General features: G+C 38.9%; 15 protein-coding genes. 3 read left to right on the plus strand and 12 right to left on the minus strand.

The annotated features are described in order from the left end of the window. Positions 1 to 75: 75 nt before the first annotated feature. From R8923_RS06940 to R8923_RS06985, 10 genes are all read right to left on the minus strand, one after another. On the minus strand, positions 76 to 861 hold the full coding sequence (locus R8923_RS06940; RefSeq protein WP_485872044.1) for a ChbG/HpnK family deacetylase: 786 nt from the start codon (positions 859 to 861) through the stop codon (positions 76 to 78). A 57-nt stretch (positions 862 to 918) separates the two neighbouring features. Continuing rightward, positions 919 to 1,815 (minus strand): MurR/RpiR family transcriptional regulator, encoded by an 897-nt coding sequence (locus R8923_RS06945; RefSeq protein ID WP_485872045.1) that lies wholly within the window; start codon positions 1,813 to 1,815, stop codon positions 919 to 921. A gap of 52 nt (positions 1,816 to 1,867) precedes the next feature. Beyond that, positions 1,868 to 3,274: a glycoside hydrolase family 125 protein gene (locus tag R8923_RS06950; RefSeq protein WP_485872046.1), complete on the minus strand. Its 1,407-nt coding sequence runs from the start codon at positions 3,272 to 3,274 to the stop codon at positions 1,868 to 1,870. A gap of 4 nt (positions 3,275 to 3,278) precedes the next feature. After that, positions 3,279 to 4,160, minus strand: a complete 882-nt coding sequence (locus tag R8923_RS06955) for an ROK family protein (RefSeq protein ID WP_485872047.1) — start codon at positions 4,158 to 4,160, stop codon at positions 3,279 to 3,281. 15 nt (positions 4,161 to 4,175) lie between these two features. Beyond that, the gene (locus R8923_RS06960) at positions 4,176 to 6,605 is read right to left on the minus strand and encodes a glycoside hydrolase family 38 N-terminal domain-containing protein (RefSeq protein WP_485872048.1); all 2,430 of its coding nucleotides are present in this window, start codon (positions 6,603 to 6,605) and stop codon (positions 4,176 to 4,178) included. A 15-nt stretch (positions 6,606 to 6,620) separates the two neighbouring features. Continuing rightward, positions 6,621 to 7,457, minus strand: coding sequence for a carbohydrate ABC transporter permease (locus R8923_RS06965; RefSeq protein ID WP_485872049.1), 837 nt, complete (start codon positions 7,455 to 7,457; stop codon positions 6,621 to 6,623). Position 7,458: 1 nt separating this feature from the next. After that, the gene (locus R8923_RS06970; RefSeq protein WP_485872050.1) at positions 7,459 to 8,340 is read right to left on the minus strand and encodes a carbohydrate ABC transporter permease; all 882 of its coding nucleotides are present in this window, start codon (positions 8,338 to 8,340) and stop codon (positions 7,459 to 7,461) included. 125 nt (positions 8,341 to 8,465) lie between these two features. Continuing rightward, positions 8,466 to 9,710 carry an ABC transporter substrate-binding protein gene (locus R8923_RS06975; RefSeq protein ID WP_485872051.1) on the minus strand — a complete coding sequence of 415 codons (1,245 nt, stop codon included), beginning with the start codon at positions 9,708 to 9,710 and terminating at the stop codon, positions 8,466 to 8,468. 238 nt (positions 9,711 to 9,948) lie between these two features. Continuing rightward, on the minus strand, positions 9,949 to 11,697 hold the full coding sequence (locus R8923_RS06980) for a class I mannose-6-phosphate isomerase (protein ID WP_485872052.1): 1,749 nt from the start codon (positions 11,695 to 11,697) through the stop codon (positions 9,949 to 9,951). Between the two features lie 192 nt (positions 11,698 to 11,889). After that, complete coding sequence (locus tag R8923_RS06985; protein WP_485872053.1) at positions 11,890 to 12,459, minus strand: VanZ family protein; 570 nt, start codon at positions 12,457 to 12,459, stop codon at positions 11,890 to 11,892. A 617-nt stretch (positions 12,460 to 13,076) separates the two neighbouring features. On the opposite strand from R8923_RS06985, the gene R8923_RS06990 reads away from it, so the two are divergent. From R8923_RS06990 to R8923_RS07000, 3 genes are all read left to right on the plus strand, one after another. Then, positions 13,077 to 14,615, plus strand: a complete 1,539-nt coding sequence (locus tag R8923_RS06990; RefSeq protein WP_485872054.1) for a hypothetical protein — start codon at positions 13,077 to 13,079, stop codon at positions 14,613 to 14,615. 14 nt (positions 14,616 to 14,629) lie between these two features. After that, entirely contained in the window at positions 14,630 to 15,022 is a 393-nt protein-coding gene (locus tag R8923_RS06995; protein WP_485872055.1) for a hypothetical protein, read from the plus strand. Positions 15,023 to 15,286: 264 nt separating this feature from the next. Next, positions 15,287 to 15,673, plus strand: coding sequence for a hypothetical protein (locus R8923_RS07000; RefSeq protein WP_485872056.1), 387 nt, complete (start codon positions 15,287 to 15,289; stop codon positions 15,671 to 15,673). A gap of 98 nt (positions 15,674 to 15,771) precedes the next feature. Here the strand turns inward: R8923_RS07000 and R8923_RS07005 are convergent, their stop codons facing one another. Both R8923_RS07005 and R8923_RS07010 read right to left on the minus strand, forming a co-directional pair. Next, complete coding sequence (locus R8923_RS07005; protein ID WP_485872057.1) at positions 15,772 to 16,920, minus strand: RtcB family protein; 1,149 nt, start codon at positions 16,918 to 16,920, stop codon at positions 15,772 to 15,774. Between the two features lie 323 nt (positions 16,921 to 17,243). Next, on the minus strand, positions 17,244 to 17,432 hold the full coding sequence (locus tag R8923_RS07010) for a hypothetical protein (protein ID WP_485872058.1): 189 nt from the start codon (positions 17,430 to 17,432) through the stop codon (positions 17,244 to 17,246).

Genomic DNA, 17,432 nt, shown 5'->3' on the forward strand with positions numbered 1-17,432 from the left:
TGTTTACCCCTTCTTGAGCTTAATGTATTCGCACACTATACGCTCTTTTTATGTATACACCTATTCTTTTTCAAACTATTTTTTTAAATCTAAAAAGGAAATCAACTCGATTTTGTTAGACGTGAACCATTCCTTAACTCGCACGTCGCAAATTGTTGCCAATTCCTTGCACCGAAGTATTGTGTAAGAAGAGTTCTCAAGCACAAATTGATCCAAATAACCAACATCAAAATGCATTTCAGCAATATCATCTTGCTCTAACTCTAGCAATTTGAAATCATCGTTTAAAAAATTTTCAACCGAAACACCCTCTTTAATGTACGGTAGTGCACCAGACTCTAAAAGTTTCGTAATTTCGGCATAACCCATTTGTTTCGGCCACTTCTTTTTCCCACTGTATTTCAAAGTCACATGCACATCATACTCTACACTTAAATCATAGAACACTTGGTCAACCACCTCATCGCCAATCGAATGGCAATCCATATGTTTTGGATAGTCACCTGTCAGCTCTTTAAAGCGTTCCATTTGCGCAAGTGTTTCTGTTCTTACATCCTCATAGCAAAACGAAAAATTTTCTTTCGCTCTATAATAAGATGAGCGATGAAATTCCCCGTTAGAATCAACAAGAGACGGAATTTCCTCAGGATTTGCACACGGTTTCCCGAGCAAAAAATTAGTATGCTGTCCAACAAATAAACTGGGGTGCTTTTTCGCTAAAGAAATGGCATGACCTGCCGCCTCTAAGTTCGGCATAAGTAAAGTCGACGTCGTTATACCGTCTGTAAAACTCTTTATGATGCCATGATTAATTGCTTCTGACATTCCAAAATCATCTGCATCCAAAATAACCTTTACCAAATTTTAACAGCTCCTCACTCATCATCAACATGTATATTTTTTTACTTTTACATTGTATCACACATTACCATTTCTTTTTTTAAAATAGGGTCTTGTTTTCGATATTTTAGGCGCTATCGTCTCATCATATGTGCTCGCGTATACGGAATAAATAATATCCATAACATGCAACATTTCAATACGCGAAGCTGCTGCCACATAACCTTCTGGGTGTTCAATTTGTGCAACCGAAATGTTACAATCCGCCACTTGCGTCAAACGATTATCACCTTCTGCCGTAAAAGAAAGCGTCCGCGCCCCGAGTTGCTTAGCAATTTCAAGCGCGGTCACAACTTCTTTCGTTTCTCCGCTATATGAAATGCCCACCGCCACACAAGAAGCATCCGATTGTTGCGCTTGCGAAATTTGCAAATGGGAATCCGCAAAGGCACTTGTGTTTTTCCCCGAACGCAAAAACCGGTAAGAGAAGTCTTGCGCCACCAAATTGGATACTCCGCAACCATAAAAGTCAATACGTTCCGCCTCGAATAAAATTTTCGCAAGTTCCATTACAAGTTCCGAATCTAAAAATTGGACACTTTTAATCATCCCATTGATTGTTAAGTTTGTAATCACTTCCCCAATTTCAATCGCCGCTTTATTAGGGTAGATGTAGCCGCGGTTATATACCTCTTGCTTTTCAAAGAACCATTTATGTAAATTTAAAACGAGATCCTGCTTGAAATCTGTATATCCTTTGTAGCCCAGTTTTTTACACATGCGCACAATTGTAGCCGGACTCGTATAACATTCATTGGCTAATTGTGTAATATGCATCGTTTTAACAGCTTCTGCATTTGTCACAATATATTTGGCAATATCTTGGTAGGAACTCATCGATTGCTTTGCTAACGCTTGTAATTGTACGATACCTGATTTCACACTAAAAACCTCTTTTCCTCGATATACATCCATTATACAACAATATCTCCGCGACTATTTGAATTAGTCACGGAGATATATACCTTTATATACTTAACTTCCCACTTTCTTTTAAAATAAACTCACAAAAAATGGAATTTGACCAAGAAAACCATTCTCGTGTGTAGATATTTGGATCATTCGCGAGAAAACCTTCATGCGTCAAGTCTGTGCCTGCATCTGTCGTTTCAAATAGTTGAAGTAATTCCTTGCATTCTTCGGCATCTGTTGAGGTTAAACCTTGAATAGCAAGCCCCATATGCCAAACATAACCTTCTGGCGTATGCGGACTCCCTAATCCTTTTGCGGCACTACCCTCAAAATAATAACGATTATCCGTCGATAAACTAAAACGACGCGTATTTTGATAAATGTCATCAGATGTATCACAATATTTAATATAAGGCAGTGACAATAAACTCGGTACACCCGTATCGTCCATGCAATTATAGTTCCCCAAGCCATCGACCTCATACGCATAAATATCTCCGTATTTCGGATGTTTCACAATTCCGTATTTTAAGATGCCCGCTTGAACTTCTTCACGTATTGCGACAATTTCCGCAATAAGTTCTTCTTCCTCTGCGTACAAAGCGCTTAAAATTTCCTGTAGATAGCCAAGAATTACAACCGCAAACATATTCGCCGGGATTAAATAACCGTATTCACAAGCATCATCACTTGGACGAAAAGCAGACCAAATCATGCCTGTATAACCAACTTCACGTCCGTGCCCATCATTTGGCAAACTATCTTGTTCAATGCCATTATCGCGAACAAAAAAATATGCCGATTTTTCCGCGTGATGCTGTTCGATACGAAACACTTGAATTAACTCCTTCACCGCTTGTAAAAATTCATGGTCAAAAATATCCGTTCGTTTTGTCTTTTTCCAGTAAAAATATGCCAGTTCAACTGGGAAGCAAAGTGAATCTAGTTCATACTTCCGTTCCCAACTCCAAGGGTTTTCCCGTTCGCTCTTATCAATTTCGCTCCAACAATTCCCGTCTGCAGAAAAATTGAAGGCATTCGTATAAGGATCAATTAAGATATAACGGAATTGCTGGCGAATAACCGCTCCAATCACGTCATACAGTTTTCCACTAGGATCATCCAAATTCAAGAAGACGCGTAATTGACCGCCTGAATCCCTTAACCACATCGCTGGAATATCCCCCGTAAACAAAAATGCAGAATCATCTTGTTTCTGAACGAGTGTCGTTGTAATCGTGTTTAACATACATTTCCGAAACATACGCTGTAATTTTTCAGATAGTGGACTATTTTCAAGCACCTGCGTTACCACATGATCGATAACTTCAGCAAGTTCTGAATTATCTCTAGCTGCTTGTTGGACGATGTCATTCGTAATTTTTCGAAGACGAAAATAGGTTTCATCCCCCATAAATTCAATATCCTTACTTGTTTCATTTAATACCTCTTCCTTTTTCATCTTATCATTCCCTTCCACTAACAAGCATTGCCGCTCCGTAAAGCCCCGCATCTTCCCCTAAAGAAGCAACCTTTAAGTTAATTTTATCCGCCATCGACTGATAGACACGCATACTCACAACTTCCTTTAGTTCTTCCACTAGCCACGGATTCCGCAAAATGACCGCCCCCCCAAGAACAAAAACTTCAGGATCAATCACTTGAATAATTGATGTAATCGCCGCACCAAAATAATTCAACCAATTGTCCACCACATGACATGCTTCCAGATGGTTATTCTCATATAAGCGAAACAAGTCCGCCGCCGTTTTATCCGCACCAAATAATCGTTTACTTTCCTTTAGAAGTGCCGTACCACTACAGACTGACTCCAAAGTAGCCTGTTCAGGAGACACATTCACAATCATATTTCCAACTTCTGAAGCATGTTCATGACCGCCAGCAAAGACTTCGCCCTGATAAACGAAGCCCCCACCAACACCCGTACTTACCGTAATAAATTGTACACTTCCATATCCCAGCCCAGCGCCGACTTTCGCTTCCGCAAGGGCCGCCACTTTCGCATCATTCATGAGAAAAACGGGTTTTCCTGACAAATTCGAAAGTTCATCTTTCAAACGGAAACCGTTCCACCCTGATAAATTTGGTGCATCTAAAATCAGACCTCTTTCGGCATCTAACGGCCCCGGTGCACAAACCCCAATCCCGACAGCCAATTGTTTCGGATCAACAAACCGAACCATCTCCATCAATTTCAAAAGCGCCTGCGCCGCCCCAAGTTCTGCTTCCGTTTTCATTTCTTTACGCGCCACTAACACGTTAGACGCATCAAACAATCCCGCTCGCATATTTGTCGCCCCAATGTCGATACCAATTCGATACATCATGCTTGCACTCCTATTCTAAATATACATCGATAAAAAGCCTTGATTGTATGCTTTACATTCTTCAATTGCAGACGCTGCCTCATTTGTTTCCATCGTTGCAATGGTATAGCGAAACTCATAAAAGCCAGCCAAATCCACTTTAAAATTGGTTTCCCAAAAATTGTTCATCGCCCAAACATAAAGTGGCTCACTATTATTTGTTGTGTCTTTTTGACCAGACAATTCGATGAGGTGGTGCTGAAGATTACCTAACACAAGAAGTGGCGTATCTTTAATCGCAAAAACAAGCGATTTATTTTCCCCCACATATGCGGCCCCCTCTTGCACTAAATAAAACTCTTGATTCGTTTGTGGCAACTGGTCAATTCCAGGCCGTACTAAACAACCCGTTTTATCCAAATAAAGCTCTTCGCTCTCGCCCGTTGTAAATGGGAAGGAAATATAAAGGTTTTCTGGATCCCAAACGCTATCTTTGTGTAAGCGTAGTGTAACGTCTATTTTTGGTGAATCACGGTACACTTTCAGGTGAATTTCATACATTTGTGTGCCAACGAGATTATATGTAAACACGACTGTTGCGCTCACACTTCCCGTTTCAGCAATATGAATGTTACTTAGTTCCGATACATAACGATTGGTTCCTACTTTTTTCCGATTTCGTCCCATTGTATGGCGGACTTCCCATGCGTCTGGTTTCGTTTCAGTTCGCTCATATATCCCTACAAACGGCGCATGAACTAAATTATCACGTAATAGTGAACTTCCGTCGCGTTTGTCAATTAGCGATACAATTCCTCTTGTTTCATCAAATGTCATCGCATAATACTTTGTTTCAAGCTGATGTTCATTCGCTCTAAGTCCCTCTTGAAAACCTTCATACATCACATCTTTAATTTTATCGACAGCTAAATAACGATATTTTTCTTTTTGTAATTCTTTTTTGGGACGAATCCGTAAAATACGTTCTTCAAATGCTTCTAGCGAAATGACGACTTCCACTTCTTTTGCACGAGCAATTTCTCGAACTTGTGATGGCAATACTTGTCCCGTTTTTTCATCAACGACTTCCATATTTTGAAGTAAAATATCGACCTCAACACCTTCAACATCTTCCCAGTGCTCAACATATAAGCATACACTATCTGTCCGTTTAATACCAAGCGGGTTGATGACTTTAAATAATTTTTCACGGTCTGGACGAATTGTCACTTCCCCTTTTTCGGCTAAAATTTCATCTAATTTAAGTGAAGCTAGTTGGTTGGCACGAATTGCATAGGCTGATTTTCTGAAATCTAAGTCATTCACTAACGTTTCCCAAGGTTCTGTAACCGATGAGGAGTAGCCCCAAGTGTGTTCTGCGTACAAAGTTAGTTCATATTCCACCTCATCCATGTAGGCTTTATCTTCTATTGTTAGTTCAGGTGATAACTGTTTTCCGATATGATATTTACGCTGCGCATCTTTATAATGTTTTACAACTGCTGGAGTTGAGCCAATACCATCAGCCCACCAGTCGTTCCAATCGCCCCGGTAAACGGGCAGTTCATTAATTTGTTCGCGCAGAATTTCAAAAAAGTGATTTAGCGTAATCATTTCAATTTGAATCTCATCGCCGTGCAAATCATTCCAAGCTTTCACCCGCTCTAAAATTTGACCGTTTGGCGCCCCGTTATCGGTACTCATTCCAGAAATCATAATAGGCACGAAATCATATTCATATTCAGCATCGCTATCCAAATTCGCAATGTAGTTAAAGATGCGTTCTTCGGCAATTTTAAAGTCAGCTACTGCTGCTTTTTCATTAAAACGATCTTCTAGTAAGTAAGTGATGCCGTGATTCGGCACGAGGCAAAGTTCATTCCCCATATGGTAATGATCGGATACCCATGCTAGTACGCGTTCACCGCTTGGGCCTTCCCACCAAAAACCGTTATGTTTTCTGCCAAGCGGAAACATGCCGTGATGCGTGTGAATGCAGGCGAATAAATTTTCAATCCCGTTTCGCACTAAAGCATCCGCATAACCCCACGCATAACCATTAATATCGGCTGTCATCGCAGAGTCGAGCGGTACAGCTAAACGATCTGCATAGCTCCGTCCCTTAGCAAGTTTATTGTTCAAAACATCATTATCGACAAGCTCCGTCATGTTTAAATAGTTGAGGGAAATATCAATTAGTCCCGCTTGAACATAACGCTCAAAGCTAGCAATATTTTCTGGACTGCTATTTGTCAGGAAATTTTCCACCTGCCAGTAATTTTCGCACATCCAGCGGAAACCTTCCCACTCAGGCCGTTTACCGTCTTCAATTTCTTTTAAAATATCAATAGCTTGTTGAATAAAATCAACATGATATCGTTTTAGCTTCTCCTGCCGCTCTGTGTAGCCAATATCCGTGTGCGAATGGTGTAGCAAATACAACTTCCATTTTTTTGATAACGTCATTTTCCTTAACACTCCTTATTTTGTAGTCACAATAAAACCTTTTTCTAAATTTCTGTGTGATAAAACAAATAAAATAATGGTCGGAATCGAAACGATGATAGCCGCAAGTAAAATGGGCGGTACTTTCTGGATGGTCGAGCCGCCAAGTAGCGATACTGCCGCCATAACTGGACGTGCCGTTTCGGATTTCGTCATGGTCATCCCAAACAATAAATCGCTCCAAATCCATGTAAATTGGAATAAAAAGACAGCTGCAAGCGGGGCACGAGCCATTGGCATATAAATTTTTCTGAAAATGTAAAAATCAGATGCCCCGTCAATTCGAGCGCTCTCAAGCATTTCTTTAGACACGCCCATCAAGAAGTTTCGCAAAACAAACACGCTAAATGGAATAATGAGTGCTGCATAAATTAAAATCATGCCCGTCCGCGTATCATATAACCCCACTTTATTATAGGCTTTAAAAATCGGAATTAGGTAGACTTGAAATGGAAAAATCGTTCCACTGTAAATCACAAAAAACCAAAGCAAACCATGTTTAATTTTCAGCGTTTCAATCGCGTATGCCGCTAGAGCCGCCATTAAAATCCCAAGCCCCCCGCCAAGCATACCGTAAATCAAACTATTGATAAAACCAGATCCAAGCTGAATTTGTTGTGTTAAATATTCCCAGTTTTCAGCTACAGAAAATGACTGCGGCAAATCCCAAAAATTCCCCGTACTATATTCAGCAGAACTTTTCACCGCATTCACAATCACATAAAGAAATGGAAAAATCCAAATGATTGCCAGTAAAATAAGAATAATGTTAATAACCCATTTTCCAACTCCTGAGCCTTTTGCATTTACCATTTTAGTTTCCTCCTTCTTTTGTGAATGTTTTTCTTAAGTAAAAGATTGAGATGATTAAAATAATTACCGACAACATAACTGCGATAGCTGAACCCATACCCAGGTGATTATTTGAAAATGACTCTTTATACATCGTTACAGCTAGTGTCTCAGAAGTCCGGTACGGTCCCCCGCCTGTCATAATCCAAATGCTATCAAACGTTTTAAAACTATTCACAAGTGACATTAAAACAACAACCACAATCGTCGGTTTTAATAAAGGTAAAATTATTTTCGTGTATAAGCCAAGACCTGAAGCGCCTTCGATTTTAGCAGCCTCAATGGGTTCCGTTGGCATATTAACTAGACCAATAATAAAAAGTAACATATTCATCCCAATCCCCTGCCAAATCCCGGCTACTATCATCACGCCAGTATTCACATATGGAATGTTCAACCAGTTTTTATCCAAGTTTTCGAACCCTAGCATTCCAAGAAGTTGCGGTAAGCCGTACATCGATAAAAGGCTCGTCATGATGAGACCCACGATAACACCAGAAACGGCATTCGGGAAATAAAACAGGTTTTTAAATATCGTTGAAAACGAACTTTTTGTGATTGCAATTGCAAAAAGAAGCGGTAATACAACTGGAATGATGAGCCCGGCAGCAACCCAAACTAGAGTATTAATGCAAGACAACAAGAAATTTTTATCTTGAAAAACAGCAATATAATTACTAAGGCCAACAAATTCAAAGCTACCTAGACCGCTCCAGTTTGTAAAACTAATAAACAATGTAAAAATGATTGATAAAATACAAAAACAAAATACGAAAATGACTGCCGGTGCAATATATAAATATGTCTTAAGCTCTCTGCGTTTTGGTCTTGCTTCCAGACTCATAAGTGACCACACCCTCCTAGTAAAATCATTTGAAAAAGATGATAATGAACCATAATCAGACTGATGACAAATGATAAAATTCTTTACTGCTTGTCACCAGTCCAATCATCCTTTACACCATTTTTTTATTTAAACGTACTATCCGCTGTTTCTTGAATGGTGTTTAATGTCTCGTCAATCATCTTGTCAGTCGGGTTATAGAAAAACTTCCACAATTCATCTGTTGCTACATTTACAATTTCAATTGGTGTTGCTTCGTAGTAACGTACCATAACCGAATATTTATCTGTATCTGCTGCCTCTTTTACAAAGCCACCATTTACAGGGTCATCGGATTTTGTATTATCTGTGTTAATGATGCCCGCCTCATCAACAAAGATTTGCTGCACGTCTTTTTTATAAAAGCTTTGCAATACTTTTTTCGCATCATCACTTTGTTTACTATTTTTTGAAACGGCAATTGGGGATGCTTCAAAGAAGATGACTTTTTTCTGATCTGCTTTCATTGAAGGTGCTACAAACACATCAAAGTCTTTCCCAGGTTCCATTTCGTATTCTTTTTTTAGCGTTGTCGATGTGACTGTTGGTTCATATATCATTGCGCTTTCGCCAGTCGAAAACATTTTTGCTTGTGAAGGTGGATCAACTGGTTCACCAAAATATCCTTTTTTAATCATACTTTGCCAAATTTTCATTACTTTTTTCATTTCAGGATCAGTATATTTGATATCCCCGTTTGTTAAGCCCACATATAAATCTGGATTATAACTTGCAATCAATGTTTGGAACCATAAGAAACTTGCCCAAGGATCGTTTTTCAGACCGATAGGGTCTACATTGTTCTCTTTTAACGTATCGCAAACTTGGATAAATTCATCCCATGTTTCTGGTTCTTTTAAATCATATTTATCAAAAACTTTTTTATTATATAAAATTCCATTGTACAAGACGCTAAATGGTGCCGCATAAACTTTTCCGTCGATGGTGAAGGCATCCGCTAATCCTGAATTGACACCTTCTTTTTCATAATATTCTTTCCATTCTTTTGATAAATCTACAACTAAATCATTATCAACTAATTTTTTCAGTTTATCCCCACTCCACCAAGTAAACAATCCCGGCGCTTTATCGCTATCAAGCGATTGTTGGACAGCTGTTTCATAGGCAGTTACTTCCGTATAGCCCACTGTTTTATAGCCTACACCACCGTCATCCTCAATCTTATCTGACATTGAGTTTAAAATTCCAACATTTTCGCCGCCTTTATCCGTGTAAAATTCAACTTTTGAACTAGCAGAACTTCCTCCCCCGCAACTTGCTAAAAGCATTAGGACCGCAACTATACAACTAATTGATATAAATTTTTTCATCCTAAACTCTCCTTTTTGTTAAATTTAAAATATTAACAGTTTTCCAATTATGTTCTAGCTAGATAAGCAATTTTTTGAATTGTTTACCGTCTTGCATTTTACTTCTTCATTATAAGTATAGCCTCACAAGCGTGCAAGCGGTTACAAGGATTCCGAAAATGGTTTTCGATTGACGAAAAAAACGGACTATACCACAAAAAAATCAGACTAATAGAAACTCTACCAGTCTGATGTATTACTACTGAATACGGGCGCGCAAAATGGCTACTTTTTCGCTTTCGCCAATATTTCTAATTCGAAACTTTTCAACTTGTGCAGGAATGACAAATGTTTCTACATAATTGACTTCAAATGGTTCGAAAGCCTGGTCTATACTTTCAACCACAACTTTGTCCCCTTCGACTAGATTCAACATGTTTACTGTCTTTTCCGTATTGTCATAGTCAACAAAATCTGTAAACCAATCTCGCTCTGTCACAATTTGCTGGGTTTTATATAAGCCCGTCCGCTCTTTTTTATGCATAGAATTTTCCTCGATAAGTTCGAAATGGTTCACTAAATGGTCGTCCACCCACTTTTCGGTACGCTCCCAATTCATTACTTTTTCACCATGATCGATGTGAACTGGGCGTGGTTTGCCGTCTAAACCGAGTCGTCCCCAGTCCCAAAGTTTGAATGTGAAAATATACGCGGACAAACTGACTTCAAGGACCATTGAGCCGGCTCCAGAACAGTGAATGGTGCCGGAGGGGATTAGGAAATGGTCATGCTTTTTAGCAGGAAAGGTATGCACGTATTTTGTGGCATCAAATTCATTTTTTCCGTCTTGAGCTTTGCGGAGCGACGCGAGTAATTCCTCGGCCTCCACATCGTCTTTTAACCCTAAATAAACCGTAGCATCTTCTTCTGCGTCTAATAAATAGTAGCTTTCTTCTTGGGTGTAGTCCATGCCAAATTGTTTTTTAATGTACTCTTTATTCGGGTGGACTTGTAAGCTCAGGTTACCGCCGCCCATCGTGTCCAGAAAATCAAAGCGAATTGGAAGTTCCGCACCAAAGCGACTAAAAACAAGCTCGCCAAGGAGCGGTAGTGGGTATTTCAGTACCGCGTTTAACGCTGGCGTTTCAAGACGCATGTCGCCAAACTGCAAATACAAACTATTTTCTTCTGCAACACCATCAAAAGCCCATGCAAGTTTTTCACTTTCATGCTGAATGCCCAGTTTCTCCTTCATCCAGTAACCACCCCAAACCCCCGGATCAAAATACGGGACAAAACGAAACGGACCTTGAAGCATTTGCTCAAGACCAAGACAGTAATCAGACCATTTCAACATCTTCGGTTGGTCTAAAATATTATCGTCTAAATAGTAGTCAATTTGATTAAATAGCGACACCTTTAAGCGGTCTGCTGCACGCCAGTCCAAGAAAAACCCTCGCTTATACTTCCGTAAAATGTCCTCATCCACATTCGTGTCGTTCCAATTGCCCATTTCATTCGTGCGCATCCTTTGCTGGATTTCCCAGCGTGCAACGTCCATATAAACAGTAATATCCGCCTCACAGGCTAAACTAGCCCCAGTTCCAAAAACAATTGTGACACCAGTTGATGCGGCAACATTACGCTTTAGTTCGGCTAGTCTCGCTTGCTCGAAATAATCTTCCAATTTAAGTGTTGACATTCGGCCAAATACGCGGTCTTCTGTAATAAGCATTGCGAATTTTTCACGAATTTCTGCACCATTTAAGGCAAACTCATCCGCAAAAAAATGGGTCGCATCTTGAAAATGATGTTCTAACGCCTGCTTCAAATTTTCTATGCGCACACCTGGATATGCTTCAATAACGAGTACAGTTTTCTGTTTCGCACGCTTTAATATGGCACTCGAAAGCTCTTTAAAGATGGCTTCAAATCCCGTCCAAGTTATAAAATCACCTTTTACCTTAAAAGTCGGGTGTTGATTGTAGGTCGCTTTTTTCTTGTTCAATTTAAGACTCCTCCTCCCATTCCTGCCTTAAGTATATGAATTTACCATTTATTTCACAATACTTTTTCAAGATAGCGAAAACCATTTCCGCTGTAAGAAAAAAAACCTATGAAAATGACCTTTATTTTTCAGGAAATAAAAGGCAAGACAGCGAAAAAGAGCCCAAAATGGACTCTTTTAAACGGTATAATATTATCGCTCTATCCTACGCTCTAAAAAAGCTTGGGAAAAAGGACGAATCAAATAATAGATGCCATAACCTATTATTCCGCCACTAACATTTAAGATTACGTCATCAATATCAGTGAATTTAAACGGCGCCCCGTAAATTATATTTTGTATAAATTGTATGAGTTCGATGCTAAGGGAAGCGATTAAACTTAAGGATGCAACTGCTTTTAAATTTTTATTTTGAAAGCACATCGGAACCAGTATTCCTAAAGGTATAAACAAAACAATATTGAGCAAAACCTGCATAATGGCTGCAGTAAAATAATGTGTACGAGCAATCTCCAGTATAGTAGCGAACGGAATAAAATTAATATAAGCCCCTTGAAAATCTTTTACTCTATCCTGTAGTAAAACTGGGTCAACAAGCAACGGAAATAACGTATAATTGATGATGCCGCAAATATAGATAAACAAGCATGTTTTTAAAAAAATAAAGATGACACTTTCCTTAGATTTGATCCACTTTCTCAAATAGAAAATGAAATAGATACATAGTGCAAATAAAGCCCCTGCTGGTAAAAATGGAATCATAGTATCTCCTTAATTTTTAAGTTTTCCTGTGATATGAACGTTGTAAAAATCCATTTGCTTCTCAGCTACTAGGAAGAATTTTGATGACTATTTAATACTATCAAAATTTGTACATGTATAATGCAAAACTTCCTGAAATGCCTAGTTTTATGCGTGAAAAAACAAATTGTTCATAACTACGCAACAAATAAAGTTCATGAGGTTTAATTTCGTCATTGAATTTGAACAAACGTATTTAATATGTGTTTTTTATACACGAGTTATTCATAAACGCATAACCTTCATCTTTAACCACTCAATTTTGCCCATATTCCATTTCATAAAAGCGAATATTTATTCGAATGCATTTTAATATTAAGTTATTTTCGCTTTTAATGTAACTTCTACGAGATTTTCATCAGTTGAGTAGGATAAATTTAAACTATCAACCGAAACTAAGGAAGATGACGGAGCCAAACAATATATAAAGCAAATGATACTTTATTCGAGGTCAGATTTTAACTGATTAATAAACTGAAAAATTCACACAATAGACACAAATATTCACTTTAAATATGATACACTTATTTATGAAGTATATAAATGATGTGTCAATAAAAAACGGGAGGATATAAACGATGAAAGACATCCAGTACATAGAAGACGATTTTGAACGCGCTCGTAAAAGCATCGGCAACCTCATCGGAAAAGGTGCCTGGGGAAAGGGCGCCATCGACCAACTAAAAAAAGCATCTAAAAATTTAGAACAAGCCGAAGAAGATATCGCCCGCTACGATTCAGACGGCGCCATCTCTTTCCAACATACGAACCAAAAAGCCCAGTACCAAGAGCTTTTCGAAGATTTCGATGTCCTTTACCGCTTTTCCGACCAAATCGGCGAAATCGTCAAAAATACGATCGACCAACCTTTTTATGAAAAACTGGATGATTTTGTGGAAGGTATGCGCAACCTAGACGCCACCACTTTCACAACGGAAAACCGCATCGGCGCAACAAGAACAAGCATGGAATTTGTCAACAGCTCCACACAAAAACAAGTCGAAGTCCCGAAAAGCAAAGTAAGCCTCGACGATTTATTCAGCGGAAGCACGTTTTACGCCGACCAAATGAAAGCGCAGTTTGACGCGTGGGAAAAGACCCATCAAGGGGAAGACGTGAGCCGCCAAGATTTCCAAGCCGCCATGTTAAATTCCCGCGCTTTCAGCTACACATCCATTAAAGACGAACAACAGAAGCAAGAATTTTGGGTGAACATCGCCGCCACAGTCGTGATTATCGGGGTCGCCATCTTCTGTCCTCCCGCCGGCCTTGCCTTAGGAGCCGTATACGGTAGTCTAGAAATGAGCACCGCAATCACGGGGAAAGACTGGGTAAGCGGCCGCGAGCTCGATACCTCCGAACGCGCGGCGCGCGGAACATTCGCCTTACTCGACGTCTTGCCCGGCGTCAAAGCCCTATCTGGCGGTGTACAAACCATGCGCACAGGAAGCCGTTTAGCGGGCATAGGCGATACATTCGCACATGGAATAAAAAGCGCCCCAACACAAATCAGCGACATCACAAAAATCGGCCAAGCCCAAATACGCACACGCATTAAGAGCCTAAAAAACGTCACACAAGACGCCTTACACACCGCCACCCAAAAAGGAATACAAGGTTTGGATACCGTCGGTCAAGCTGCAACAACCATGAAAGGCTCCCTCAATTTGCCTCCAAGAGAAAACCTAGCCTTAGTCGGCATGGGCGGCATCCCGAACCAAGCCTCATCCAAAATCACACAAGGAACCGAAAATCTCAAAGACATTCTACAGAAATTTGACGTGAACTTAAGTGGCAAAGGGAAACAGGCGGATGATATAATAGAGAAAGCTAGTGGACTTAAATTGAATAAATTAAGCCCTAAGGACATTAACAATATGTCCTTAGACGAACTAAGAAATAGCATACCGAAAGATTGGCAAATTTTTGAAAATAATGGTCGTGTTCATATTAAAGATGCAAATGGCAATTTTAGAGTTCGTATTGATCCACCTGATAAAATCACTAATTATGAACACATGCATATCTTTGATGAAAATAAAAATCCGTTGGATATAGAAGGAAACATTGTAGATAAAAAAAGTCCTGATGGACATATTCCTTGGATTGATAAATAATTTGGAGGCATATTATGAATATTGAATTGTTACAAAATGAGATTGATAATACCGAGTATTGGGATATGTCAATATTGGATATTCAAACACAGTATTTCGGTGATGAGGTATATATTTTTATAGAAAATGATGAAAAAACTTATTGGAAAATCAGCTTTTTTTCTTGTTATAAAGTTAGCTATGAAACAGATTCAAATTGGAGAACTATTGATAATGTACAGGAGATGCGAGGGGGACAATTAGGGTATGATGGACAAGATATTTCCTTGAAAAAATATGAAGAGAATGAAAACTTTACGGAATGTTCCCTTGACCTATCAATTATGACAATGAACATAGTTTGTAAAGATATTCATGTAGAAAAATTAAGCATGCAAGAGAATATATTTTTTTGGCAAAACAAGTAAAATTGAAAATACAAAATGCCCTTTACTATCCAATTGACGTCAATTAGCAAAACTTTGTCTAGTAAGTTGCAACTCACTACTAAAGAGTTAGTAGAAATATTTCTGAATGTCGTATTCGCAATGAGATAAATTTGGTATGCATTGGTAGAAGACGAGTTATTTAATTTTATGGAACAACTAATATTTATTCGTTAGATAAACAAAAAAACCACCTATTCAACTAAATTTTAATACCATAACATGAGAGAAAGCGGAGTGAAGAAAATGAAAATAACAATAAAAAGAAATACAGGATTTATGGGAGCAGCGAGCAAAGTTGCCTTAAAAGTGGATCAGCAAAAGGTAAGGGCATTAAAAAGTAATGAAGAAGTAGAATGTAATATACAGAAAGATTCTGCAGAAGTAAGCGCTAATCAATGGTTTTTTGGAAGTAAAGCAGTGAAAGTAAGTGCGGGAGAGAAGGTAGAAATACAAACCAATCCAACATCACTTTTGGTAAGTGTGGGGGTACTGGCTCTCTTAATTATATCTTTTTTTCTAAATAATCTAGTTGTAAGCGCAATTGGCTTACTCGGGGTCATAGCCGTTATTCCGTATTTAATCAAGAATTATTATGTGATAAAACCAGTGCCTTCTAGTGGTAAACAATAGAAATTCAAGCTCCTTAAGGTATGATTAGCATTTGAAAAAGAACCAAAACCATACAATAGCGTCCTTTTAATGGATTCTGTATGATTTTGGTTCTTTTTTTACGCTTTAAAATTGTACAACGGGCGAATAATTTCCTGAATGTCCATTGTATCCACAACGTCTTTTTCAAGTTGCTTGGCAGATTTGTAAGCTTTTGGCGCTTCATCTAATGTTTTTTTAGAGACAGATGTTGTGAAAATGCCTTTCATTGCTCTTTGGTAGCTTTCCAGTGTAATGCTTTCTTTGGCTTTAGCTCGACTTAAAAGACGCCCTGCTCCGTGCGGGGCTGATGAATTCCAATCAGGGTTACCTTTTCCGATTGCTAGAATGCTTCCATCTCGCATGTTAAGCGGCACGATAATTTGTTCGCCCGCCTGCGCGGAAGTTGCGCCTTTGCGCAACATATTTTGTTCTAAATCAATGTAGTTGTGCGGGCAATCAAAGCGGGAGCTGACGTGTTTACTCCACTTCATTGCTCGTAAGATGACTTCAGCCATCAAAAAGCGGTTTCGTGCAGCAAATTGTTGCGCAATGCGCATATCCGCCAAATAAGTCGCTAATTTTTCTTTTTCTAAAAAAGAGAGTTCGTAAGGTAGTCTTAATTTTTCTCGCTCAGCCATAAGCTCTGGCTCTTTTTTTGCGGCGATCTTCAACTGCTTTCGCACCTCACTTAGGCTCGTATAGGCAACCTCCTGATGATACTCTGCAATATCTTTTCCTAAAACACGGCTTCCGCTATGAATCACTAAATAAATGCCATCTTTTCCTTTGTTTACTTCAATGAAATGATTGCCCCCGCCTAGTGTTCCTAAACTTCTCGCCGCATAGCCTCTACGAATGGGTGCTGCAACTTCGTCCAAATTGAATGAAGCGACCGGTAAATCATGTGTCCCGCTCCCATTTGGAATGCGATTACGAATGGTCTTATCAAGCTTGTCAAAATCCAGTTTAATATTTTTCTTTAATTTGACAACGTGCAAGCCGCAGCCGATATCCACACCAACCAAATTGGGAACAACTTTATCTTGGAGTGTCATTGTTGTTCCAATCACACACCCTGTTCCTGCATGTGTATCCGGCATAATACGGATTTTGCTATTCTTTAAAAACTCTAAATTACATAAGGTCATAATTTGCCCTATCGTTGCATCATCCACTTGTTCTGTATAACAAATGGCCTCATTATATTTTCCTTTAATAGTTAACATTTCTTTCCCTCGTTTTCTCTTAAAATTTCGCCAAGAGAAACGTGATTCTCTTGGATGTTAGTTGTCGCTTCTCATTTTCTTTGTCATTTCAATCACCCTTTCAAAATAAAAAAGCTCCAGTTCATAAGTGAACTGAAGCAGAGCTAATTACCGCACACGATGAAAATGTGGCGGGCTAAAGATACAGATTGCTACTTCAATTCTTATTTGCTGATTCATTTTTAATTTACGCATCTTTATCCCTCCATTTCCATCAAATTTCTTTTATTCTAACAAATACGCGTAAAAAAAGCAAAATAGGCTCGCCTATTTTGCTTTTCCACTTACTGCTTTTGATGTTTTTCAGCGATTAATTCTCGCCAGCTTTTGTTTGTTTTTGGATATTTTTTTCGGTAGATTCTTTGCGTAATAATAGCCGAAATAAGCGCGAGAAACATGAGTAGTAATGATTGAAAAATTGTAGCTACTAAAAAGAGGAGTGCGCTAATAAAAACACCAACATTAATACCCAT

The organism is Listeria tempestatis (assembly GCF_963575625.1).
Classification (GTDB): domain Bacteria; phylum Bacillota; class Bacilli; order Lactobacillales; family Listeriaceae; genus Listeria; species Listeria tempestatis.